The 22,854-nt window shown below is 59.6% G+C and carries 22 protein-coding genes; 12 read left to right on the plus strand and 10 right to left on the minus strand.

The features are described 5' to 3' along the window. Positions 1-416: 416 nt before the first annotated feature. The 7 genes from HX812_RS31390 to HX812_RS31420 all read left to right on the plus strand — a co-directional run bounded on the left by HX812_RS31390 (position 417) and on the right by HX812_RS31420 (position 7,921). Positions 417-608 (plus strand): hypothetical protein, encoded by a 192-nt coding sequence (locus HX812_RS31390; RefSeq protein WP_152514710.1) that lies wholly within the window; start codon positions 417-419, stop codon positions 606-608. 90 nt (positions 609-698) lie between these two features. Then, on the plus strand, positions 699-1,433 hold the full coding sequence (locus tag HX812_RS31395; RefSeq protein WP_020372652.1) for a glutathione S-transferase N-terminal domain-containing protein: 735 nt from the start codon (positions 699-701) through the stop codon (positions 1,431-1,433). 50 nt (positions 1,434-1,483) lie between these two features. After that, the gene (locus HX812_RS31400) at positions 1,484-2,110 is read left to right on the plus strand and encodes an FMN-dependent NADH-azoreductase (protein WP_016978177.1); all 627 of its coding nucleotides are present in this window, start codon (positions 1,484-1,486) and stop codon (positions 2,108-2,110) included. Further along, a complete protein-coding gene (locus tag HX812_RS31405) occupies positions 2,103-2,573 on the plus strand; it encodes a pyridoxamine 5'-phosphate oxidase family protein (RefSeq protein WP_016978176.1) in 471 nt (156 codons plus the stop codon). The genes HX812_RS31400 and HX812_RS31405 overlap by 8 nt, the downstream gene beginning before the upstream one ends. A 711-nt stretch (positions 2,574-3,284) precedes the next feature. Then, positions 3,285-4,868, plus strand: a complete 1,584-nt coding sequence (locus tag HX812_RS31410; protein WP_038844827.1) for a BCCT family transporter — start codon at positions 3,285-3,287, stop codon at positions 4,866-4,868. A gap of 27 nt (positions 4,869-4,895) precedes the next feature. Beyond that, on the plus strand, positions 4,896-6,902 hold the full coding sequence (locus HX812_RS31415) for a CocE/NonD family hydrolase (protein ID WP_038844829.1): 2,007 nt from the start codon (positions 4,896-4,898) through the stop codon (positions 6,900-6,902). 83 nt (positions 6,903-6,985) lie between these two features. Continuing rightward, on the plus strand, positions 6,986-7,921 hold the full coding sequence (locus HX812_RS31420) for a LysR substrate-binding domain-containing protein (protein WP_038844831.1): 936 nt from the start codon (positions 6,986-6,988) through the stop codon (positions 7,919-7,921). Positions 7,922-7,924: 3 nt separating this feature from the next. Here HX812_RS31420 and HX812_RS32235 read toward each other — a convergent pair whose 3' ends face one another. The 3 genes from HX812_RS32235 to HX812_RS31430 form a co-directional block, all read right to left on the minus strand. Next, positions 7,925-8,047, minus strand: coding sequence for a hypothetical protein (locus tag HX812_RS32235; RefSeq protein ID WP_256348291.1), 123 nt, complete (start codon positions 8,045-8,047; stop codon positions 7,925-7,927). A gap of 110 nt (positions 8,048-8,157) precedes the next feature. Further along, a complete protein-coding gene (locus tag HX812_RS31425; protein ID WP_038844833.1) occupies positions 8,158-9,324 on the minus strand; it encodes a catalase family protein in 1,167 nt (388 codons plus the stop codon). Beyond that, complete coding sequence (locus HX812_RS31430; RefSeq protein ID WP_038844835.1) at positions 9,321-11,129, minus strand: di-heme-cytochrome C peroxidase; 1,809 nt, start codon at positions 11,127-11,129, stop codon at positions 9,321-9,323. Before HX812_RS31430 ends, HX812_RS31425 begins: the two co-directional genes overlap by 4 nt. 258 nt (positions 11,130-11,387) lie before the next feature. Here HX812_RS31430 and HX812_RS31435 point away from each other — a divergent pair, with 258 nt between their 5' ends. The 4 genes from HX812_RS31435 to HX812_RS31450 all read left to right on the plus strand — a co-directional run bounded on the left by HX812_RS31435 (position 11,388) and on the right by HX812_RS31450 (position 13,693). Further along, a complete protein-coding gene (locus HX812_RS31435) occupies positions 11,388-12,119 on the plus strand; it encodes an FKBP-type peptidyl-prolyl cis-trans isomerase (protein ID WP_033897692.1) in 732 nt (243 codons plus the stop codon). Positions 12,120-12,431: 312 nt separating this feature from the next. After that, positions 12,432-12,890 (plus strand): YkvA family protein, encoded by a 459-nt coding sequence (locus HX812_RS31440; RefSeq protein ID WP_038844836.1) that lies wholly within the window; start codon positions 12,432-12,434, stop codon positions 12,888-12,890. A 93-nt stretch (positions 12,891-12,983) separates the two neighbouring features. Further along, on the plus strand, positions 12,984-13,325 hold the full coding sequence (locus HX812_RS31445; RefSeq protein ID WP_033897694.1) for a multiprotein-bridging factor 1 family protein: 342 nt from the start codon (positions 12,984-12,986) through the stop codon (positions 13,323-13,325). Then, on the plus strand, positions 13,322-13,693 hold the full coding sequence (locus HX812_RS31450) for a hypothetical protein (RefSeq protein ID WP_005786715.1): 372 nt from the start codon (positions 13,322-13,324) through the stop codon (positions 13,691-13,693). Before HX812_RS31445 ends, HX812_RS31450 begins: the two co-directional genes overlap by 4 nt. On the opposite strand, the gene HX812_RS31455 is transcribed toward HX812_RS31450, so the two are convergent. After that, positions 13,690-15,459, minus strand: a complete 1,770-nt coding sequence (locus tag HX812_RS31455; protein WP_038844894.1) for a bifunctional diguanylate cyclase/phosphodiesterase — start codon at positions 15,457-15,459, stop codon at positions 13,690-13,692. The genes HX812_RS31450 and HX812_RS31455 overlap by 4 nt on opposite strands. Before the next feature lie 118 nt (positions 15,460-15,577). Continuing rightward, the gene (locus HX812_RS31460) at positions 15,578-17,659 is read right to left on the minus strand and encodes a carboxy terminal-processing peptidase (protein ID WP_177075644.1); all 2,082 of its coding nucleotides are present in this window, start codon (positions 17,657-17,659) and stop codon (positions 15,578-15,580) included. Between the two features lie 138 nt (positions 17,660-17,797). Here HX812_RS31460 and HX812_RS31465 point away from each other — a divergent pair, with 138 nt between their 5' ends. Beyond that, on the plus strand, positions 17,798-18,760 hold the full coding sequence (locus tag HX812_RS31465) for a zinc-binding dehydrogenase (RefSeq protein WP_038844839.1): 963 nt from the start codon (positions 17,798-17,800) through the stop codon (positions 18,758-18,760). A gap of 145 nt (positions 18,761-18,905) precedes the next feature. Here HX812_RS31465 and HX812_RS31470 read toward each other — a convergent pair whose 3' ends face one another. From HX812_RS31470 to HX812_RS31490, 5 genes are all read right to left on the minus strand, one after another. Next, the gene (locus tag HX812_RS31470; protein ID WP_038844841.1) at positions 18,906-19,559 is read right to left on the minus strand and encodes an HAD family phosphatase; all 654 of its coding nucleotides are present in this window, start codon (positions 19,557-19,559) and stop codon (positions 18,906-18,908) included. A gap of 29 nt (positions 19,560-19,588) precedes the next feature. Continuing rightward, positions 19,589-20,578, minus strand: coding sequence for an ABC transporter ATP-binding protein (locus HX812_RS31475; protein WP_038844842.1), 990 nt, complete (start codon positions 20,576-20,578; stop codon positions 19,589-19,591). After that, positions 20,575-21,375 (minus strand): ABC transporter permease, encoded by an 801-nt coding sequence (locus tag HX812_RS31480; protein ID WP_010211611.1) that lies wholly within the window; start codon positions 21,373-21,375, stop codon positions 20,575-20,577. Before HX812_RS31480 ends, HX812_RS31475 begins: the two co-directional genes overlap by 4 nt. Further along, on the minus strand, positions 21,362-22,198 hold the full coding sequence (locus HX812_RS31485; RefSeq protein WP_038844843.1) for an ABC transporter permease subunit: 837 nt from the start codon (positions 22,196-22,198) through the stop codon (positions 21,362-21,364). Before HX812_RS31485 ends, HX812_RS31480 begins: the two co-directional genes overlap by 14 nt. Beyond that, positions 22,195-22,854: alkaline phosphatase family protein (locus tag HX812_RS31490; protein WP_178949153.1), on the minus strand; the 660-nt coding region annotated here is incomplete at its 5' end. The genes HX812_RS31490 and HX812_RS31485, both read right to left, overlap by 4 nt.

Consider the following 22,854-nt stretch of genomic DNA (forward strand, 5'->3'; position numbering starts at 1 on the left):
ACACTGATATTGATTTTCCTGACGTAACAGCAGGCTAGGTTGTACTAATTAACGGTCGTCTGAAATTAACTATCGCTGAAGATGACTTCGATTTTTGTTCTCGATGGGACCTCATTACAGAGGTCCAATTTTGCTAGTTAAGGCGTTTTCGCGCCTCGTCTGTTGGCGCGGTCAAGCAGTTTAAAAGGCCTTTGTTCATCCGGTGAGCGCTTACCACGTAACGGGCATAATGATTTCGTACCTCTTGATCTGTGAGATCAACCTTATTAGATTTGATGGGTTATCGTTCTAATAGTCCCGATGTTATTGTTTGTCTCAAGCATTAATGAATTTATGATGAGATAACTATATGAAAAATGTTGGTTCTATTCGGGTGCGCACTAAAAAAATTCATGTGATCATATGCGGTCGAGAAAATGAACGCCATTACCAAAACTGATAGCCGAACCCACAAAAATACCTTGGTAAAATTAAGCAGTGACCCTGTGTCACGTAAAGCTGTAGTTGAATTGAAAGCTGAAGAAATTCATGACTTTTACAGAGTTGATGATATTGGACATGTTGTTCCAGATTTAAAAAATACCAAACGCAGTAACCTTAACTGGTGATTTATTATTATTTTTCCGAGAGATACCGTTAAGAAATCTAACAAGGATGCGCCTAAGTGAGAATCTTAGGAGTGTGTCTGGGCTTTTCATATGCATCCACTAATTAGGAGCAAGAAAGTGACACTTGATCATCCTATTTTCGCACGCTGGCCGGCGCGGCATCCCGATCGGTTGCAGCTCTTTTCCCTACCGACACCCAATGGGGTGAAGATCGGCATCATGCTTGAGGAAACCGGCCTCACCTACGAAGCACATCGAATCGACATCATGGCAGACGAAAGTCGCGAGCCAGCCTTTCTCGCGCTCAACCCCAACGGCAAGATTCCCGCAATCTACGACCCTGATGGGCCGAGCGGTGCGCCGCTTGCGCTGTTCGAGTCGGGTGCAATCCTCCTCTATCTTGCCGACAAGACAGGACGATTTATCTCGTCCGATCCGAACACCCGCTACGAAACGATCCAGTGGGTGATGTGGCAGATGGGCGGAGTCGGGCCGATGTTCGGCCAAGTCGGCTTCTTTAATAAGTTCGCCGGCAAAGACTATAAGGACAAGCGCCCGCGCGACCGCTACGCAACCGAATCGGTGCGGCTGCTTGGCGTCCTTGACAACCGGCTCGCAGGTCGTGACTGGGTGATGGGAGCTGATTACAGTATTGCCGATATTTCGCTGCTCGGCTGGGTGCGCAACCTGATCGGCTTTTACGAAGCACGCGAGCTCGTCGGCTTCGACCGCTTTCTTCATGTTCAAGCATGGTTCAACCGTGGCCTTGCGCGTCCGGCGGTGCAGCGCGGGCTAGAAGTGACGGCAACTAACCGAGGAGAATAAATGATGAAGATCGTCGTAATTGGCTTCGTAAAATCATCGGGATTGTTCGCATGAACATCCTCCATATTGATTGCAGTTCACGCCCTGAATCGCACAGCCGCCGGCTTTCAGCGGCTATCGTCAAAAAGCTCCTTGAGGTTGCGCCCGGTGCGAGCATCAGCCGGCGAGACTTTGCCTCTGCCCCCCTGCCACACGCTTCGCCTGACTACGAAACTGCACTGTCGTCGCCGGCGACTTTGGCGGCCCCGCCGAGGGGCGCGTTGGAGCTTTCCGAGGTGCTTATTCAGGAAGTCGAAGCGGCAGATGTAATTGTCATCGGAACGCCCATGAATAACTTAACCGTTCCGTCGGTCCTCAAGGCGTGGATCGACCAAATCCTTCGCGCTGGTCGCACGTTCATGTCGACGCCGTCCGGGAAGGTGGGAATGTTCCGGGATCGTCCCGTGTTTATCGGCATCGCTTCCGGTGGCGTCTTTACCGGGGACCGAGCCAACCAGCCCGATTTTCTCACACCGTATCTGTCGGTGGTGCTGGGCAGCATTGGGCTGAAAACCCTGCAATTCCTCTCCGTGCAGGCCACTGCATTTCTCGACCGGGACCAGGCCACATTAGCGAGGGACAAAGCACTTGCGACGACCGACTTCATGGTCATGGGAGAGGGGCATCTCTATGATTGAAATCACTGCTGACATGGAGGCGATTATCAAGCAGGCGATACTGTCGTTCGTCGCGACAGTCAACGAAGACGGAACGCCTAATCTGTCACCGAAGGCGTCTTTGACGGTCACGAATGGCGTTCTCTACTTTGCCGATATTGCATCGCCCCAGACGATACTGAATCTGAAGCGCAATCCTGCTGTAGAAATTAACGTAGTCGACATCTTCCAGAGGCGTGGTTATCGATTTAAGGGCCGTGCGTTGATACTTCCGGCAAATGCTGACGAGTCCTTGGCGATCGCCAACTGGGTTCGAACGGCGAATGGTCCAGAGTACCCTGTCGATCACATTGTCAAAATCGAAACCATCTCGATCTCTCCGTTGCTGTCTCCTGCCCATGTCCTGGCCGACCCCCCTCGAAGTCAGGACGAAATCACCAGCACCTACTATCAAAAGTACGGTGTGAAACCCATCGGGGCATAGGTGCAGGGTCCGCCAAGAGCCGAAGACCAACCAGCCACGTCTGCGCCTCCGTCGCATGCAGCAGCGAAGCGGCCATTCGTATTTCAGGAGGGCTCTATGCAATCAGTCGAGATCCAAACCATTGAAGACAAGGATTTTGATAGTTGGCTTTTGGCTTCCGCTGTGGCAGGTTGTTCTTCTACGTTGTCGTCAAGCAAGCCCGAGTTCGCGAATTGCGTATTCGCGTAGCTGATTTTTTTTGATTTGCCCGGATACGCTCTGGCATTGCACCAAGCTGCCGCGGTGTTCAGATTGCCAGCTGGTCGTTAGAAGTACACAATCGAGTCCATCAACGACACGCTAGGCTATGGAAACCTCGGCCTTTCAATGATTTAGAGGATGAGTCATGATCCCGTCCGCTGCGCCATATTTGGTCACCTGGAACACTGAACGCCAGGTCACCCCAAGAAGCCCGCTCATTGAGCGGGCTTTTTTTCGTCTGCGATTTATCCTCTTTGCGCACTCCCGTTGTGCACTGCCTATTCGTCCTGAACTGTACGGGTGCGTCATGACGTGGGGGAATACCCCCATGCACATTGGTTGATTGCGCCCTCGGTCGCTTAAACGTTTATCTATAGCCACGCGAAGACTTCCAGGCGGGTTACCGGCAGCAGGATGCTGCGGGGACCCGCTCTCCAACATAAAAATAGTCTGCAAGGGGAATGGCTCTCTATGAAATATCCACTGCGTCCGTTGGTGTTCTGGCCAACGTTCCTGATCCTGCTGGCGGCAGTGATCGCCAGCTACGTTGACCTGAATGCGTTTCTTGCGGTCAGCAAACAGCTCAACAACCTGATCCTGAAGAACTTCTCATGGCTGTTCAGTGCCGGCTCGTTTGCCATGGTAGTGCTGACAGCGATCGTCTACTTTTCCGCGCTGGGCAAGGTGCGTATCGGCGGTGAAGACGCCCAGCCGTTGCTGAGCAAATGGCGCTGGTTCATGGTGGCGCTGTGCACCACGCTGGCGGTGGGCGTGCTGTTCTGGACCACCGCCGAGCCGCTTTACCACCTGTACGGCCCGCCCACCAGCTTGCCGATCGAGGCGGGCAGTTCGGCGGCGAAGAGCTTTGCCATGTCGACGATGTTCCTGCACTGGACCATCACGCCCTACGCCATCTACCTGGTGCCCTCGCTGGTGTTTGCGCTGGTGTTCTACAACCGCCGCAGCAACTTTTCCATCGGCGCCATGCTTGAACCGTTGCTGGGCGAAGCGCGGGTCCGGCGCTATGCCGGGCTGATCGACACCCTGGCGATGTTCGCCCTGGTGGCCGGCATGGCCTCGTCCCTGGGTACCGGTGCGTTGACCCTGGCTGGTGGCCTGGCCCAGTACATCGGCGGTGAAACCACGCCGTTCCGCCTGGCCATCATTATTGCAATCATCGTCATCACCTTTGTCGCCTCGGCCGCCAGCGGCCTGCAGAAAGGCATTGTGATGCTGTCCTCGTTCAACACCTGGATCATGCTGGCCCTGGGGCTGTTCGTGCTGTTGTGCGGGCCGACCCTGTACATGTTCAGCCTCGGCGTCGAGTCCCTCGGCGTGTACCTCGACACCTTCTTCAGCCGCAGCCTGTTCACCGGCGCCGCCAGTGGCGACACCTGGCCGCACAGCTGGACGGTGTTCTACTGGTCGGTGTGGTTTGCCTGGGCGCCGGTCAGCGCGCTGTTCCTCGGCAAGATCGGCCGTGGCTACACGGTGCGTGAATTCATCCATATCAACATGCTCTACCCTGCGTTGTTCACGGCGGTGTGGATCTGCATCTTCTCCGGCACCAGCCTGTACTTCGATGCGCTGGGCGACGGCAGCCTCAACCGTGTGCTGAACGAGCAGGGCGTGGAGCACGTGCTGTACCAGATGTTCCAGCAACTGCCGGCGAGCGGCCTGATGATTGCGTTCCTGCTGTTCGTGGCGTTCATCTCCTTTGTCACTGCCGCCGACTCCAGCACCGATGTGATCGCCAACCTGTGCAGCAAAGGTGTGACCGCCGATTCCGACCTGGACGGCAACCCGCTGCTGAAGATCGTCTGGGGCCTGATCATCGGCTCCGTGTCGTGGGTGATGGTCTCATTCGTCGGCATCGACGGCGTGAAGATGCTCTCCAACCTCGGCGGCCTGCCGGGCATGATCCTGGTGTTGCTGGCCAGTACCTCGCTGATCTTCTGGTTGAAAAACCCCGCATTGCTGGACGTGAAACGCCTTCAGCGGACCCCCGAGACGGAACTGCGCGGCGCCAGCCCGGTGCCGGATTTCGCCCGCTGATCGATTGAACCGCTGTAGGAGTTACTGATGGAAATCGTCACTGAATTTGCTTACACCGTGCGCGAAATCGAGCACTGCCTGATCCCCTTGAAGGACGGCACCCAGTTGGCCGCGCGCATCTGGTTGCCGGAAGTCGCCGGTTTGCAGACCTTCCCGGCAATCCTCGAATACCTGCCGTACCGCAAACGCGACGGCACCGCCGTACGCGACGCGCTGACCCATCCGTGGATGGCGGGGCAGGGCTACGTGTGTGTGCGGGTGGACATGCGAGGCAACGGTGAATCCCAGGGCCTGATGGCCGATGAATACCTGCTGCAGGAACAGGACGACGCCCTCGAAGTGATCGACTGGCTGTGCCAGCAACCCTGGTGCGACGGCAATGTCGGCATGATGGGTATTTCCTGGGGCGGCTTCAACGGCCTGCAAGTTGCGGCGCGCCAGCCCGAAGCGTTGAAAGCGATCATCACCCTGTGCTCCACCGATGACCGCTTCGCCGACGACATCCATTACAAGGGCGGCAACCTGTTGATGGAGAACTTCGGCTGGGCTGCCACCATGCTCAACTTCAGCGCGGCGGTGCCCGACCCGCTGTTGGTCGACGACTGGAAAAGCCTCTGGCACCAACGCCTGGACGCCATGCCATTGCTGGCGGAAACCTGGCTGCAACACCAGACCCGCGATGATTACTGGCGCCATGGTTCAGTGTGCGAGGACTATTCGAAGATCAAGGCCGCCGTGTATGCGGTGGGCGGCTGGGGCGATGCCTATCGCAACACCGTTTCGCGCCTGATGCAAAACCTGCCGGGCCCGAAGAAAGCCATGATCGGACCGTGGATCCACAAGTACCCTCATTTTGCCGTGCCGAACCCAGCCATCGGCTTCCTGCAAGAGGCCAAACGCTGGTGGGATCACTGGCTTAAGGGCATCGATAACGGGGTAATGGATGACGCAGCCTGCACCTTCTACCTACAGGATATTCTGTCGCCGAAGGGCAGTTATGCCGAGCGGCCGGGGATTTGGGTGCAAACGGCAGGTTGGCCGGATCCGCAGGTGCAATGGACCGATTTCAGTCTCGGTGAACAGGGCCTGAGTGCAGGATCAGAGCCTTTGGCGGCGCCGCGCAGTCTCTGCTCGCCGCTGACTACCGGCCTGCATCAGGGTGAATACTGCGCCATCTGGTTTGGCCCCGACGGGCCGACGGATCAACGCCGTGATGACGCCCACTCGCTGTGCTTCGACTCCCAGCCGCTGACCGAGCCGCTGGCGCTGCTCGGCGATGCACGTCTTAAGTTGCGCCTGGCCAGTGACACCGCCTGTGGCCAATTGGTCGCCCGGCTGAATGCAATTGCGCCGGACGGGCAGGTCACGCAGATCAGCTACGGTGTGCTTAATCTCACCCTGCGTGAGGACTTTTCCCAGGTAACGCCTGTAGTCCCAGGGGAACCGATGGATGTGCAGTTAAACCTCGACCACGTCGGCATGCGCCTGCCCGCCGGCTATCGTTTGCGCCTGGCCCTCAGCACCGCGAGTTTCCCGTTGCTGTGGCCGAGCCGCGAGCTGACCACCCTGACGTTGCTGCCGAGCCTGCAAAGCCTGCAACTGCCGATATTCAACGGCGAGGCGGTGGACTGCCCGTTCGAAGCGCCACAGTCGGCTACGCCGGTGGCGATGGAAGTCCTACGTGCTGCTGCGCCGAAGCGTACGTTGATCGAAGATGTGGGCAGTGGTGAAGTCTGCGTGAAAATCGAAGATGACCTAGGGTCTGTGCGTTTTACCGACCACGGCTTGTCGGTGGACCAGCGTTGCACCGAGCAATACCGCACCTTGCCTTGGGATCCGCTGTCGACGCGCGCCGATATCGAATGGCACTACCGTGTCGGCCGCGACCAGTGGACCGTGGAGGTGGAAAGCCACTTGAGCGTGCACGCCGATGCCGAGTGGTTCTACATCGAAGCGGAGCAGACCGCCTGGGAAAACGGCCAGTTGGAACACCGTCGGCAATGGAGTAAACGCGTGGCCAGGGTCGCGCTCTGAGCAGGCAACTGGCAGGATGCACGCCAACGTGATCTCTGCGGGCCTGGGGTAACCTGGGCCCGTCATTGCCAATGGACTTGCTCATGTCGCGCCGAAACGTCGATCTTCCTCCCCTCAACTGCTTGCAGACCTTCGAAGCGGCGGCCCGCCATTTGAGCTTCACCCAGGCGGCCCATGAACTGAACTTGACCCAAAGCGCAGTCAGCCGCCAGGTCAAGCGCCTCGAAGAAGACCTGGCCCGCCCGCTGTTTTATCGGCTGGCCCAGGGCCTGAGCCTGACCCCCGCCGGGGTACGTTATTTCCGTACCGTCCAACGCCTGTTGCGCGAGCTTGATCGCGAGTCCGCCGAGTTGCGCAGACGCGGTGCCGATCGCCAGTTGACCCTGGCCAGCACGCCCACCATCAGTTCCATCTGGCTGGCCGGTCTGTTGCCGCAGTTCCAGCGCGACCATCCGGACCTGGATATCCGCATCCTGTGCAGCGAAAGCCCCAGCCACCTGGATGTCAGTGAATACGACCTGGGTTTGTTCTATCACTTGGATGAACTGGCGGCACCTCACGGCCTTGAGCTGTCGCCGGTGTTTGACAGCGAACAGGTCATCACCGTGTGCAGCCCCGATTACCTTGAGCGTCACGGCCCGATTCGCGACCTGCATCACTTGTTGCACGCTCACACTTTGCTGATCGTCGAGGACCACCATCACGACTGGCTCACCTGGGCCGACTGGTTTGCCGATGCGGGCGCCGATTACTACTCGCCGCGTCACGCCTTGCGCACCAACAGCTATCAACTGTTGATGCAGTCGGCGGTGATGGGACACGGCGTCGCCCTCGGCTGGAAGCGCTTGCTGGACAGCGACCTCGATTCCGGGCGCCTGCAAATGGCCTTGCCCCACAGCATGCACAGTCGCGGCCGCCTGCACCTGATGCAGCCGCACCACCGCAACCCGCCGGCGGCGGTGCGCAGCTTTCGTCAATGGTTGCAGGCTCGGACGGCAGAGGCAGAACAGGCTGGCTGAGGGTCAGTGCTGGCCGGTTTTTTTCTTTTTGGTCTGGCGTGTCGCCAGGTGTTCGAAGCAAAAAGACGCGGTGCCGAACACGGCGATCAGTGTCAGTACGATCATGCCGAGGGTTGAGCTTTCCACGGTGATTTCCTACGGGTGATGGGGTAGGTACTCACGGTAGAGGCGGGGTGAAAACGGCTCAATAGACCCGACGCAATCCTTACGCCGTCGGGTCCATTGTTACGCATTCTTTACGGGGCGTTGCGGCTGTGGCGGTAATCGCTGACCGCTTCATACACGGCCTTGCGCAAGCGGTTGATGCCGCCGATTGGGCGGTGTTCCGCTACACCAAACCAGGGGTTGAACGACTGGTTGTCGCACGCCAGGTTCTGCTCGGGCGTGTCGAAATCCTGCGCCGGGATGCGCACCTTGGCCACGGTTTCATAGGGCGCATCGCTCTCCTTCCATTCGATGCTGGTGTCTTCGATCGGCATGAATTTCTGCGGGTTCTGCCGCTGGATCTGCAGCACGAAACACGCAGGCACGCGGTCGGTGGACAGCTGCTGGCTCAAGGCGCTGCGCAGGAAGTTCGGCAGGTCCTGGTTCTGCTTGGGCAGTTGATATTCCGGGCAGCTCTGCGGGTCGGGCGCGACGCGGAACTTGGCGTTGGCCGCGCCGAACTTGTAGGGCGACACCGAAAAGTACGTGGTCTGCGTCGGGCTGGCCGGTGCGGGCGCCAAGGTCGCCAGGGCGATAAACAGATGGCGCACCTGCCAGGTCCGAGGGTCGACCTTGGGGAAGAACGCCAGGACCTTCTTGCCATCTGCTTGCGCGCCGATGTTCTGCGCGTACTCCGCCACATCGCTGACAAAGAAGTTCGGGTGGCTGAACATCACGAAGTCCTGTTCCGTGCGCGCCTGTTGGTCGGCCAGCAGTTGCTTGCCCGGCACGTCCAGCAGCTTGAGCGCCATGCCCCGCGCATCACGGATGCTGTCGAACTGCGGGTAGGCGTTGCCGTTGGACAGCCGCATCATCGCCTGCCAGGTTTTGCCCGGTTCGGCGAACACGCCTTGGCGCAATGCTGGATCAAGATCCGGTACCACGCTGACCTCGGCCTTCACGCACCCATGGGCCTTGGCATGGGCATCGCGCAGGTAGCGCGTGCCTTCACGGTGCTGGTCAACGATGCGCACCGCCGTCTGGATGATGCCTTGGGTCATCGCCGCCTCCCCGGACGGAATTTGCTCGTTCGGTGACACCGGGCCGCTGTGTTGCCAGGCGTACCACGCGCTGGCACCCAGCCAACCGAGCAGGCCGAGGCCCACCAGCCATAGCAGGGTCTTGCCCAGAAACGCGCCGATGCGCAGCCACAGGCGGGCGAGCAGGGAAGGTCGGTCGTAGGGGGATCGAATCATCATGGCAGTTGTTGCTCCAGCGGGCCGCCCAGCACTTTGAGGTATTCCAGCAGCGCCCAGCGTTCTTGCGGCAGCAGGCCACGGCCGATTACGCCGTTGCCACGACTGCCGGCACGGAATTCGTGACCGCTGTTGTGGTTGCCGGTGATTTTGGTATCGAACAAAAAGGCATTCTTGAACGCACCGGTCTCGAAGCCGAGGTGGCGCGGGTCGTAGTTGAACGTGCCTTTATAGAAGGTGGTGCTGCGCTCGTCCTGGGGCGAGAGCAATTGGTAGATCGTCGGCACCGAACCGTTATGCAGGAACGGCGGCGTCGCCCAAACGCCCGCCAATGGCCGCGCCTTGTAGGCACGCAACTCGCGCACACCGATGGGCAGGCCGTAACCGTCGAGGCGCGGGCGCTCGGCCGGGGTTACGCCAGCGGCGCGGTAGGCATGTTCTTCGACGAACGCGGTGACGTAGGCGAGGCCCTTGGCCACGGACAGCTTTTTCAGGTCCAGCGGCTCGGTCGGCGTGGGGTGCAGTTCGACGTTGAGTTTGGCCAATTCTGCCAGGTCCCATTGCAACGCGCTGAGGTCGTAGCGCTGGTCGGCGATGTTGCTGGCAGTACCGGGGTCGGTGCCGATGTAGTCCACTGGCAGCATTTTCAGCTGTTGCACCGGGCGTCCGCCTTCCTGGCTGACGCTGGGCACGTGGCAGCCGGCGCAGTTTTCGGCGAACAGTGCACGGCCTTGGGCGGCGAGCGGCTTGTCGACGGTGCCGAACAGGTCCTCGGGCCAGGTCGGTGGCTTGAGGCGTTGCAGGGTTTCTTCGATCAGGTTGAGGTCGCGTACCCGCACGCTGGATGGGTAGCGCGCATCGCCTTGGAGTGGCTGGCCGGCGTCGTCGAAAAACGCCAGGGTCGCGCCGACCCCCAGGGCTTCGCCGATGTTGCGCGCCATGGGCTGCTGGGCCGAGCCGTTCCACTGCACCCAGTCGAAGGTCCAGATGTCCCACAGCTGCGGGTAGTCCACCGGTGCATTGGCGACGCGATAGTTGTCCGGGGAAATGGCATCGCCAAAGCTGGCGTTGGCGATACGGCCAAAGGCGTCCGTTCGGCCAGGACCTTCTTCAGTGGGGTAGAGGCCACGGTGAGTATCGTTCCAGGCCACTTTGAGGAACTGGTTCAGCGACTGCTTGAAGTCCTTACGCAGTTGCTTGTGCTCGGCGTCGTAGCGATCCCCCAACACCTGGCGGGCAAAACGTTCGAACTTCCACGGGTTGTAATAGGTGGCGGCGAGGCTCGCGACCAAGGCCTGGCCGAAACTGCCGCCGCGCAAGGTCGGCACGCTGGAGGGCAGCACGTGCTGAGCGGAACCGCCGTCGATACGCAGGGCCTGGTTTTTGTAATGCAATTCGCCGGTGTGGCAGGCGGCGCAGGTGATATCCAGGTATTGGGCGTTGCTGCCGGCGTTTTTATGCCGGGCGAAACCCACCGGCAGGTTGCCGGGGTTTTGCGCAGTGGGCACTTGCTTGGGGTCCACCAGGAAGCCAAAGCGCGCCAGATACTCGGGCGTTGCGAAACGCTGTTCGGAAAACGGCAACTCCAGAGCGGTGAACCAGTCGTAGTGCAGGCCTTTTACCTGGGTGCCCTGGGGCGTGAAGTAATAGGTCTGGCGGTCGGCGGCACTCCATTGGTCCTGGTAGTGCACCTGCTCCACGGGCACGTAGTCCGGCAGCTTGGGGTTGACGGTGTAATAGAGCACCACGGCCAGGGCGATGCCCAGCAGGGTGAATATCAGGAGTAAAACACGGGAAAAAATGCGCAAGATGGCTATCCTTGTCTCGGCCTTGTCGAGTTGTCGCGATGTTATGCCACTACGCCACAGGTGCGGCAAGTGGCCATGAGCCCGGTAGTGGGCGGTCCCGCGATCCTTCGCGGGCCTCCATCATGAATGAAAATGCTTTTAAACACGTGAACTTATCAGAAGTTTCCTGCTCACATGCCGGTAGCCATTGGTCGTGGCCGCCTGATAAGCTCGCGACTTTATTCGAATGCCCTATTGGCGCATGAACAAGGAAATAGCATGAAACAGCATCGGTTGGCGGCGGCGGTGGCCCTGGTTAGCCTGGTACTTGCGGGTTGTGATTCGCAGACCAGCGTAGAGCTGAAAACCCCGGCGCAGAAAGCTTCCTACGGCATCGGCCTGAACATGGGCAAGAGCCTTGCCCAAGAAGGCATGGATGACCTGGATTCCAAAGCAGTAGCCCAAGGCATCGAAGATGCCGTCGGCAAAAAAGAGCAGAAGCTCAAAGACGACGAGCTGGTTGAAGCGTTTGCCGCACTGCAAAAACGTGCTGAAGAACGCATGACCAAGATGAGTGAAGAGTCGGCAGCCGCCGGCAAGAAATTCCTCGAAGACAACGCCAAGAAAGACGGCGTCGTCACCACCGCTTCCGGTCTGCAGTACAAGATCACCAAGAAAGCCGACGGCGCCCAGCCTAAGCCAACTGACGTGGTGACTGTGCACTACACCGGCAAACTCACCAACGGCACCACTTTTGACAGCTCCGTGGATCGCGGTAGCCCGATCGACCTGCCGGTCAGCGGCGTGATCCCAGGTTGGGTCGAAGGCCTGCAACTGATGCACGTGGGCGAGAAGGTCGAGCTGTACATTCCTTCGGACCTGGCCTACGGCGCACAAAGCCCAAGCCCAGCGATCCCAGCCAACTCCGTGCTGGTATTCGACCTGGAGCTGCTGGCCATCAAGGACCCAGCCAAGGCTGACGCTCCTGCTGCACCGGCTGCCAAGAAGTAACAGGCGCCTGAACACACAACGCCCCGTCTCGACGGGGCGTTGTTGTTTCTGGGGTTGCAGAAACCGCACCCGCACACATCCGATCGAACGCCTGCAACCTGCAACAGTCTGATATAAGACTCGAGTACGGGTAGCCGCACATCAACGCCAAGTCAATGAAATCTTGGGTTTTTTTTCAGTGCGCAAAAAACGCCCGATCTGACTGCAAGCCTTGTACTCCGTGGCTTTCAGCGCAGAAAATAGGCTCTGTTCACAAGGTTATCCACAATTTGTGTGGATAACCTTTTATGTCGCCTGGAACTGGAGTGACCGATGAAACCACCCTTCAATTTCACCCGTTTCCTGCCCATGGCCGCACGTCTCCTGGGCCGTGGGCGCTTGCCGACGCTGCTGTTCGCTGTCGCCGCCAAGGGCTCCAGCCAAGGCAATCGCCTGGGCAAACTCAAGGATGATCTCAAGTTGCTCCAGGCCTTGTGCCTGGCTTATTGGCGTGGCGAGTACCGGGCGATCAGCCCCAAGGCGCTGATCTCGGTGGTGGCAGGGCTGATGTATTTCCTGAGCCCGATCGATGCGATCCCGGACTTTATCCCCATGTTTGGCATGCTCGACGACATTGCCGTACTGGCATGGGTCATGAAGACCCTGGACGGCGAACTGAGCGCTTTTCGCGCCTGGCGCGACGCCCAGCGTCCGGAAAAGCTTGCCGTGGTTGAGCGCCTGCCTGCGACGCCCGCTCTGCTGGCCAAGGAAAACCCGCAAAAAAACGCATGACGTGACTATCCCCCTGCGACCTTTAGGGCTGTTAGGATTACACTCCTAAGGAAAGAGCTTACTAAGTAAGTGCAGTTATCCTACGGGGCAGTCATGGATATTCAGATAATTTCACGCAATGGCGAACCCGAGTACGCGGTGTTGCCATGGGATCAGTACCAGGCGCTGCTAAAAGCTGCCGGTCAGCAACAACCGACGCTTCCTCCTCTCTCATCGCCTGCCCAAGCCGCCCCTGCACAGGACCTGCGCCCGCTCGCAGACCTGCGCGGCTTGCGTGAGGGCAAAGGCCTGGCGATCGAAACCCTGGCCCGCACCGTGGGGATCAGCCCCTCATATCTTGGATTGATTGAAAGTGGTGAACGCCAGCCGGATGCCGCGATCCGCCGCAGCCTGGCCTGGGAATTGGGCGTTGCAGGTTGGAGGGATGAATCTTGAGCCTACGTATCAGTCGTCAACACTGGGATGGGTTACTCAACGAACTGGACCAGGCGCGCCGCCAGCGCCATCTGCTGACCTACCGCGCGCTGCTGGAGCGCCTGCAATTCCCCACGCCGGCCATGCAGACCCTGGCTGCCGCCCTGGAACACCTGGCGGCGTTGGACGCCAAGGCCGAGCAGCCTCTGCGTAGCTCGCTGGTGATAAGCCAGGGCGCCAGTCGCCTGCCGCGTACCGGTTTCTTTGAATGTGTCGAGCGCCTGGGCCGTTTCAGCGGGCCGTCCGATGGCGTGGCCGCTGCCTCCTGGCACGCATCGGAAGTGGTGCGGGTGTTCGAATACGAGTACCCGGAATCTGCCGAGGCCTAAAGCGCCTGGGGCAGCGCGTCCATGCTGTCGATCACATGGATGCTATAGCCGGCCATATCCTTGGCATGGTGCTTGGCCTGCGAGGCCAGCTCCGCCAACTGGCTGGCATCGAGTTGTCCACAGGCCTGTGGATACAAATGCACCACGCCGATAGACAGTGACAGCAGCGCAAACTCCTGGCGCACGCCCTGGCGGTTGAGCGCCACGAAGCAGCCCGCTTCAAGGTGTTCGGCGCGGTAGAAACGTCGGCATTGGGTGTGGAAGTCATCCAGCAGCTGATTAAGGCGTTTGCGCCAATCCTGCGGGCCCAGTACCAGCAAAAAGTCATCACCGCCGATATGCCCGACAAAATCGCGGCTGGGGTCGACACGGTCGTTCAGGCACTGCGCCAGGCACAACAACACCTCATCCCCACGCCCATAGCCGTAGATATCGTTGAATGGCTTGAAGCTGTCGATATCCACGTAGCAAATCACCGATTCGCGCTGTTGTTGCAGCAGTCGCGTCAGGCACTGCTGGATCGGCACGTTGCCGGGCAGCAGGGTCAGCGGGTTGGCGTAGCGCGCTTGTTGGATCTTCAGCTCGGTGATCAGCTTGAGCACATCGATCACCCGGCCCAGGCCCAGGTAATCGCCATTGAGCGTGATGATGAAGTCCTCTTCGATGCGTTGCCGCGCGCGGCTGGTGAGCAAACGGCTGACCTGTTGCAGGGACTGACTCAGCTCCACTGCCAGAAAGTCGGTGCTCATCAAGCGGCTGATGGGCTTGCGCGCAAACAGGTCGGTGGCGAAGGGTTTCAGCAGCGCATCCGACAACGAATGCCGATGGACGATACCGATTGGATGCCCGCGCCCATCCAGCACCGCCAGGGAATTGAGGTTGGCCTGGCGCCGGAACGCTTCCAGCACCTGGGCGGTGGCGGTGTCCTGATCCACCGCCGGCTGTTCGTTGAGCAAGGCGCTGAGGTCGCTGCCTTCGTCGTTCAGCGCCACGTTGGCGCTGTCGGGCTTGGGCAGCATCAAGCGCGCTTCCTGCGGCGGTTGTTCCTGTGGACGGCAGAGCAGGTAGCCTTGGACCAGGTCCACGCCCATCTCCGTCAGTACCGCCAACTCTTCAGGCAACTCGATCCCTTCGGCAATCACTTGGGCACGTGACGCCTTGGCAATTTGCAGGATGGAGCCGACAAATTCCCGCTTGAGCGCGTCCTGATGGATGCCGTCGATGAAGTGGCGGTCGATCTTCACATAGTCCGGGCGCAGCTCCGACCATAGGCGCAGGCTGGAATAACCGGCGCCCAGGTCGTCCAGGGCAATCGAGAACCCCATGTTGCGGTAGTGGTGCAGGGCGGTTTGCAGCAAATCGATATCGTTGGTGGGGGTTTGCTCGGTGAGCTCGATTACCACTTGGCTCGGTGGAATACCGAAGTCACGCAGCAATTGCAGGGTGCGCCCTGGTTGATGTGCAGTTTCCATCAAAGATTGTGGCGAGACATTGAGGAACAGCTTGCCCGGTAGCTTCTGTTCACTGAAGCGTCGGCACGCGCTTTCGCGGCAGGCGATCTCCAACTCACTGAGTCGCCCGGCCTGGCTGGCCACCGAGAACAGGGCGATGGGGGAGTGCAGCGGGCTGTTGGAAGGCCCACGACTGAGGGCTTCATAGCCGAGAATGCGCCGTTCAGACAGGCTGATGATCGGTTGGAACAGGCTGTGCAAACTGCCTTGAGCCAGGATAACGCCCAATGCATTCAGCTGTTCGGTCATGGTCATGGCGATCTCGATCGAAAAAAAAGGACCGCAGGCTGGAAACCTGCGGTCCTTCATTTCACGACAGAATGATGTCTATATGATGACACTCCGCGGAGCGATCACATTAAATCGCCATCATTTACTGCTTGGCTACCTGTTTGGTGATCTTCAGGTAGTCCAGCAGGATCCGGCCCGTCTCGGCCAGGTAGGCGTCGTCTTCCGGCTTGGTCTTGTCGGCTTCGGCCGGCAGCGCATCTTCGTCTTCTTTCTTCAGCTCCTTGAGTGGATCTTCACCCTTGGCCTTGCGGCGGATGTTTTCCAGGACAAGCTGCTTGTTTTCGATGTCGGAGTGCTGCGCGCGGCGATCCACTTCATTGAGGCTGACGGTTTTTTCTTCCATCAGCTTCTTCGCCAGGGCCAGCTTGTCGCGGATGAACACGAACTCGGCATCCTTGGCGGAGCGGGTGTCGTGGTCAGCCTTCAACTGCGCCAGGAATGGCTTGAACGGATCCGAAGCGGGCTTGATGGCTGGGCGGATGGTGTCCCACGGCATGGCTTCCGGCAGGGCGCTTTCGCCGATTTCCTTGGTGTCGATGATCGACGGGAAATCGATGTCCGGCAGTACGCCCTGGTGCTGGGTGCTCTGGCCGGAAACCCGGTAGAACTTGGCCAGCGTCAGTTTCAGCTCGCCATGGTTCAGCGGCTGGATGGTCTGCACGGTGCCTTTGCCGAAGGTCTGGCCGCCGATGATCAGGGCGCGGTGATAGTCCTGCATGGCGCCGGCGAAAATCTCCGAAGCCGAAGCCGAGAGGCGGTTGACCAGCAACGCCATCGGGCCTTTGTAGAAGGCACCTGGGTTCTCGTCTTCCAACACATCCACACGGCCGTCAGCGTTGCGCACCAACACGGTCGGGCCCTTGTCGATAAACAGGCTGGTCAGCTCAGTGGCTTCCTGCAGGGAACCGCCGCCGTTGTTGCGCAGGTCGATGACCACGCCGTCGACTTTTTCCTTCTGCAGTTCGGTCAGGATTTTCTTGACGTCACGGGTGGTGGACTTGTAGTCCGGATCGCCCGCGCGGAAGGCCTTGAAGTCCAGGTAGAAGGCCGGGATTTCGATCACGCCCAGCTTGTAGTCCTTGCCATCCTGTTTGAGGTTGAGGACTTTCTTCTGTACGGCCTGGTCTTCGAGCTTCACCGCTTCACGGGTGATGGACACGATCTTGCTGGTCTGGTCGTTCGGCGCATTGGTGTGCGGAATCACTTCCAGGCGCACCACGCTGCCTTTCGGCCCACGGATCAGCTTGACCACTTCGTCCAGGCGCCAGCCGACCACGTCGACCATCTCTTTGTCGCCCTGGGCAACACCGATGATCTTGTCGGCCGGAGCCACCTGCTTGGTCTTGTCCGCCGGACCTGCCGGCACCAGACGCACGATCTTGACCTGGTCGTTGTCGCTTTGCAGGACGGCACCGATGCCTTCCAACGACAGACTCATGTTGATATCGAAGTTTTCCGCGTTATCTGGCGACAGATAATTAGTGTGCGGATCGTAGGACATCGCGAAGGTATTGATGTAGGCCTGGAAGATATCTTCGGCGCGGGTCTGGTCCAGACGCGCGAGCTGATTCTTGTAGCGCTTGGTCAGCAGCTCCTGGATAGCCTTAGGCTCTTTGCCGGCGATCTTCAGGCGCAGCACCTCGTCCTTGACGCGTTTACGCCACAGGTCGTCGAGGGCGGCGGTGCTGGTCAGCCAAGGGGCGTCCTTGCGGTCCACCAGAAGGGTTTCCTTCTGGGTGAAGTCGAGCTTGTCGACGCCTTTGTCCAGCTCACCCAAGGCGAAGTCCAGACGCGCTTTGACGCGGTCCAGGTAGCGCTTGTAGATGGTGAATGCGGGTTGCAGGTCGCCGCTCTTGAGGAAGTCGTCGAACTGGGTTTTCCACTTGTCGAACTCGGCGATGTCGCTGGCCAGGAAGTAGCTGCGCGACGGATCCAGCAGCTTGAGGTAGCTGTCATAGATGATCACCGAGCGCGCGTCGTCCAGCGGCGGCTTGCTGTAGTGATGGCGCTTGAGCAACTCGACGACGTTAAGGCTGGCAATCACCTCATCGCGATCCGGCTGAAGGTTGTCCCAGCTGTTGGCTGCGAACGTATTGGTCGACATCGACGCAAAGCCGAGACCAATGAAAAGAGCGAGGGCGGTGCTGGGGAACAAATGCTTCATGCTGATTCGACGCGGGGGCAATTGATAACGCATATTAGGCCGTCTTTGAGGGAGCCGGTTCCATATGGTCCGGTCGCATAATGCAAAAAGCCCGGCGATACAGCTACGGGCTCAGTCCAGACTCACTATGGAGGCAGTGTGAAAGCATTGCAAGGCGTTGACGGTCATGTGGCGTGGTTGGAAGAACCCGTTCCTACGTGCGATGTAGGGCAAGTTCGCATTCGTGTGGCGGCAGCGGGCCTAAATCGCGCCGATTTATTACAGCGCGCGGGGCTTTATCCACCGCCGCCAGGCGCCAGCCAGGTGCTGGGCCTGGAGTGTTCCGGGGTGATCAGCGAAGTGGGGGCGGGCTCATCCTGGCAAGTCGGTGACCGTGTCTGCGCGCTGTTGGCCGGGGGTGGCATGGCCGAGGAAGTGGTAGTGGATGCGCGTCACGTTCTGCCGGTGCCGGAAGGATTGTCGCTGATCGAAGCGGCGGCGTTGCCTGAGGTATACAGCACCGCGTGGCTCAATCTGTTCCAACTGGCCGGCCTCAAACCCGGTGAGAAAGTGCTGCTGCATGCTGGCGCCAGTGGCGTGGGCTCGGCGGCGATCCAGTTGTGCAAGGCGTTCGGCAGCCCGTGCTGGGTCAGCGTCGGCTCGGCGGAGCGCCTGGTCTATTGCGAGGCGCTCGGCGCCCAGGGCGGCGTGGTACGCACCGATGGCCTCGACGGGCTGCGGGATCTCGGGCCGTTTGATGTGATCCTCGACCCGGTGGGTGGCGACTATGCGGCACTGGATCTCAAGCTGCTCGCCCTGGATGGCCGTTGGGTGTTGATCGGTTTGATGGGCGGTCGCGAGGCCAAGTTGGACCTGGCGCAGGTGCTGGGCAAGCGTATTCAGCTATTGGGCTCGACTTTGCGCAGCCGCAGTGATCAGTTCAAGGCCGACCTGTTCAGCGACTTGAGCCAGCATGTTTGGCCGTTGTTTGTTGAAGGGCGCCTTAGCCCGCAACTGGCCAAGACCTTTGCGATAGAGGATGCCGAGGCGGCGTTTGCCGAGTTGGCGACCAACCGGATTTCTGGAAAGTTGGTGTTAGTGATTGATGAGGCCTTGAACTGATCTCAATTTGGAATGCAGTCCAAATGTGGGAGCGGGCTTGCTCGCGAAGGCGGCGTATCTGTGAAGAATGTTTCATCTGACACACTGCCTTCGCGAGCAAGTCGAATCGTCGCACCGCCGCTCCCACATTTTGATCTCTGTTGAATCAGGTCCAGTGATGGATCGGCCACCCAGCCTGTTCCGCGTGGGCACGTAACACCGGATCCGGATTCACCACCTGCGGATGATCCACCTTCAGCAACAACGGCAAGTCATTGCGCGAATCCGAATAGAAATACGCGCCCTCCAGCGACTCGCCTTCCTGCTCCAGCCATTCCATCAGCCGCGTGATCTTGCCTTCGCGATAGGTCAGTACCCCCACGGTGCGTCCGCTGTACACACCGTGGCTGACTTCAAGGTTGATCCCCAGCACTTCATCAATCCCGATCCGCGCCGCAATCGGCGTGACCAAGTGCGTGCCCGACGCCGAGATCACCAGGATCCGGTCGCCATTGGCGCGGTGACGGGCGATGGTCTTGGTGGCGTCGCTGTAGATCAGCGGCTCGATCACGTCCTCGACCCAGGGCTCGACTAAATGCTCGATTTCCTCCGGCGTGCGGCCGATCATTGGCTCCAGGCTGAAGTCCATGAAGTCTTCCATCTTCAGCTTGCCCTGGCTGTAGGCGTCCATCAGTTCGTGGTTCTTGCGCATGAACGACTCAGGGTCGACCCAGCCCAGGCGGCCCATCTGCTCGCTCCAGAGTGTGGCGCAGTCACCGTGGATGAGGGTGTCGTCCAGATCAAAAATTACCAATGCCATCGGTCACGCTCTCTCAATCAATCGTTGCATCAGGCTACTTCACACAGGGCGCTGGGGTCGATGGAAAGTGCCAGGCGTTGCCCCTCGGGGTACAGATCGTCAGCCGAACGGTTGAGCACATCCACCACCAACTCCACGCCGCGCGCTTCGATGCGGTAGCGAATCACGTTGCCCAACAGGCTGTGGCTGCGCACCAGGGCGTCCAGGTCGCCATTGCGGCTCAGCTCGATGGCCTCCGGGCGAATGGCAATGCGGCTGTTGATCGGGCGTTGCAGCAATTGGCTGGCCTTGTCGGCGTCCAACAGATTGTAGTTGCCGATAAAGCCAGCGGCGAACACGTCGACCGGCGCGGTGTAGAGGGTTTCGGCATCGCCGCTCTGCACGATCTTGCCCTGGTTCATCAGGAAGATCCGGTCGGACATGGTCAGGGCTTCTTCCTGGTCATGGGTCACGAAGATCGTGGTCAGCCCCAGCTCACGCTGGATCTGGCGGATCTGCTCGCGCAGGTGCTTGCGAATCCGTGCGTCCAGCGCCGACAGCGGCTCATCCAGCAACAACAAACGTGGGCGGGTGACCAGGGAGCGGGCGAGGGCCACGCGCTGGCACTGGCCGCCGGACATCTGGTGCGGGTAACGGCCGGCGAGGTCCTTGAGTTCCACCAGTTGCAGTACTTCCTGCACGCGCTTGTGGCTGTCGTCAGCATTGACCTTTTGCATGCGCAGGCCAAACGCGACGTTCTGCTCCACGGTCATGTTGGGGAACAGCGCATAGCTCTGGAACACCATGCCGATGTGACGTTTCTGCGGGCTCAAGGGGACGATGTCCTGCCCATCCAGCAGGATTTTCCCACTGTCCACCGAGGTCAGGCCGGCGATGCAGCGCAGCAATGTGGATTTGCCGCAACCGGACGGGCCGAGCAGGGTGACGAACTCACCCTTGGCGATCTCGCAGTTGATATCACTGAACACCGGAGTGCCGGCGTAGCCTTTTTGCAGGTGTTGGACGCTGACGAAGCTCATTGGCTTTTGTCCTTGTTCAAGATATTGGCGGCCCAGGTCAGCACCAGCACAAAGAAGAAATAGGAAATCACGACGGCACTGGTGAAGTGGCCGCTGCTGTTGCGCATGTTGTTCAGGTACACCTGCAGGGTTTCGTAGCGGGTGCCCACCAGGATATTGGCGAACACGAACTCACCGAACAGGAACGAGAACGACAGCAGCAACGCCACCATCAGGCCTTTGCGCAGGTTTGGCAGCACCACCAGGATCGCCGCCTGCCAGGTGCTGGCGCCGAGCAGTTGCGAGGCGTCCATCAAGTCGCGCAGGTTGATGGCTTGCAGGTTGTTGGTGATCGCCCGGTACATGAACGGCAGTGCGACGGTGAAGTAGCAACCGATCAAAATCCACGGCGTGCCCACCATCGCCATCGGCCCGGAGCCATACAACTGCAGCAGCCCCACCGACGACACCACCGGTGGCACCGCGAAGGGCAGCAGGATCAGGATGTTCATCAGGGCATCGAGCTTGGGGAAGTGGTAATGCACCACGAACAGCAGCGGCAAAATCAGCACCACCGACAGGATTAGCGCGCCGACACACACCAGCAACGACTGCCCGAAGGCCATCAAAAAGCGCGGGTCGCTCCATAGCTGCACGTACCACTTCACCGTGAAGCCGGCGGGCAGGATGGTCGCTGACCAACTGCTGGCAATGGAGTAGACGAAGGTGCCCACCAACGGCAGCACCAGGATTGCAAACAACAGCCACACCACCACTCGATGGTAGAGGGAGGCCGGGCCGGCTTCAGCGCGAGACATGGTAGCTCCTCTTGAGCAGCAGTTGATGGACCACGGTGACCACGGTCATCAGCGCCACCAGCACCACGGCCAGGGCGCTGGCCATGTTCGGGTCGAGGGATACATCACCGGAAACCAGCCCGGCGATACGGATCGGCAGCACGTTGAAGTTACCGGTGGTCAAGGCGTACACCGTGGCGTAGGCGCCCAGGGCGTTGGCCAGCAGAATCACGAACGTACCGAGCAGGGCCGGGGTGAGCACGGGCAGGCCGATATGCCGCCAGAACTGCCAGCCATTCGCGCCGAGCAGTGCAGCCGACTCGCGCCAGTCTTCGCGCAACGCATCGAAGGCCGGGTACAGCAGCAATACGCCCAGGGGAATCTGGAAGTAGGTATAGAGGATGATCAAGCCGGTCTTCGAATACAGATTGAAGTCCTGAATGATCCCTGCCTGCTTGAGCATGATCGTGATGCTGCCGTTGAAACCCAGCAAAATGATGAACGCGAACGCTAGCGGTACGCCGGAAAAGTTGCTGGTCATGTTGGCGAAAGCGGTGACGAAATTGCGCAGCGGCGAATCCACCCGGCGCAACGAATAGCTGCCCAGCGTGGCGATGATGATGCCGAAGATGCTGGAGTAGAAGCTGATCTCCAAACTGAACTGGATGGCTTGCAGGTAGAACTTCGAGCTGAAGATACGTACGAAGTTTTCCACGCCCCAACCGGCCTCTTCGGTCTGCAGGCTGTTGATCAGCACCCAAACCAGCGGGGCAATTTCGAACACGATAAAGAACAGTGCGAAGGGCACCAGGCACAGCAGCGCCAGCCATTTGCCACGGATCATTTCAACAGCTCCTGGCAGACAGGTTTGTCGTGGGGCACGCCGAGCAACTCGCAGACTGTGCCGCAGAGGTCGGTCTGTTTCGGTGTAGCGTTGGGGTCGAGGCTGAAGGCATTGCCGAGGACAAACAGCGGCACTTCGCGCTCTTCCGGCAACAGGCCGTTGTGGGAACGGTCATTGTTCATACCGTGGTCGGCGGTCACCAGCACCTGGTATCCGGCGTCGAGCCAGGCTTGCAGGTAGTCGGCCAGGATAATGTCGGCCGAGCGTGCGCTGTTGCGGTATTGCGGGGTGTCGAGGCCGTGCTTGTGGCCGGCGTCGTCGATGTTCATCGGATGCACCACCAGGAAGTTCGGCGCGTGTTTGAGGCGCAGGCTCTCGGCGTCGGCAAACAGGTGGGAGTCCGGGTAATGGTCATTCCAGTAGAAATGCCCGTGCTGGATCGCCAGTGACTTGTCGTCGGTATGACGGTCGCGGGCGGCGAGGAAGGGCGTGCGGTTGTACAACTCGCTGACCCAATGGTACGCCGCCGCTGCAGTGGTCAAGCCGGCGTCGGTGGCGTAATGGAAAATGCTGCGCTGGTTGGACAGGCGCGAGACGTTGTTGTGCACGATGCCGCTCTGGATCGGAGGCACGCCGGTGAGGATGCACTCATACAG

Origin of the sequence: Pseudomonas sp. IPO3749, from assembly GCF_013386605.1 — a bacterium.
GTDB lineage: Bacteria > Pseudomonadota > Gammaproteobacteria > Pseudomonadales > Pseudomonadaceae > Aquipseudomonas > Aquipseudomonas azotoformans_A.

What these genes read in the sequence shown, in the direction of transcription:
- HX812_RS31425 (WP_038844833.1), bottom strand. Translation starts at nt 9,324, where the DNA reads ATGATGATTCGATCCCCCTACGACCGACCTTCCCTGCTCGCCCGCCTG.
- HX812_RS31485 (WP_038844843.1), bottom strand. Translation starts at nt 22,198, where the DNA reads ATGATCCGTGGCAAATGGCTGGCGCTGCTGTGCCTGGTGCCCTTCGCA.
- HX812_RS31460 (WP_177075644.1), bottom strand. Translation starts at nt 17,659, where the DNA reads ATGAAGCATTTGTTCCCCAGCACCGCCCTCGCTCTTTTCATTGGTCTC.
- HX812_RS31455 (WP_038844894.1), bottom strand. Translation starts at nt 15,459, where the DNA reads ATGACCATGACCGAACAGCTGAATGCATTGGGCGTTATCCTGGCTCAA.
- HX812_RS31395 (WP_020372652.1), top strand. Translation starts at nt 699, where the DNA reads ATGCATCCACTAATTAGGAGCAAGAAAGTGACACTTGATCATCCTATT.
- HX812_RS31400 (WP_016978177.1), top strand. Translation starts at nt 1,484, where the DNA reads ATGAACATCCTCCATATTGATTGCAGTTCACGCCCTGAATCGCACAGC.
- HX812_RS31420 (WP_038844831.1), top strand. Translation starts at nt 6,986, where the DNA reads ATGTCGCGCCGAAACGTCGATCTTCCTCCCCTCAACTGCTTGCAGACC.
- HX812_RS31415 (WP_038844829.1), top strand. Translation starts at nt 4,896, where the DNA reads ATGGAAATCGTCACTGAATTTGCTTACACCGTGCGCGAAATCGAGCAC.
- HX812_RS31470 (WP_038844841.1), bottom strand. Translation starts at nt 19,559, where the DNA reads ATGGCATTGGTAATTTTTGATCTGGACGACACCCTCATCCACGGTGAC.
- HX812_RS31475 (WP_038844842.1), bottom strand. Translation starts at nt 20,578, where the DNA reads ATGAGCTTCGTCAGCGTCCAACACCTGCAAAAAGGCTACGCCGGCACT.
- HX812_RS31435 (WP_033897692.1), top strand. Translation starts at nt 11,388, where the DNA reads ATGAAACAGCATCGGTTGGCGGCGGCGGTGGCCCTGGTTAGCCTGGTA.
- HX812_RS31445 (WP_033897694.1), top strand. Translation starts at nt 12,984, where the DNA reads ATGGATATTCAGATAATTTCACGCAATGGCGAACCCGAGTACGCGGTG.
- HX812_RS31390 (WP_152514710.1), top strand. Translation starts at nt 417, where the DNA reads ATGAACGCCATTACCAAAACTGATAGCCGAACCCACAAAAATACCTTG.
- HX812_RS31410 (WP_038844827.1), top strand. Translation starts at nt 3,285, where the DNA reads ATGAAATATCCACTGCGTCCGTTGGTGTTCTGGCCAACGTTCCTGATC.
- HX812_RS31405 (WP_016978176.1), top strand. Translation starts at nt 2,103, where the DNA reads ATGATTGAAATCACTGCTGACATGGAGGCGATTATCAAGCAGGCGATA.
- HX812_RS31440 (WP_038844836.1), top strand. Translation starts at nt 12,432, where the DNA reads ATGAAACCACCCTTCAATTTCACCCGTTTCCTGCCCATGGCCGCACGT.
- HX812_RS31480 (WP_010211611.1), bottom strand. Translation starts at nt 21,375, where the DNA reads ATGTCTCGCGCTGAAGCCGGCCCGGCCTCCCTCTACCATCGAGTGGTG.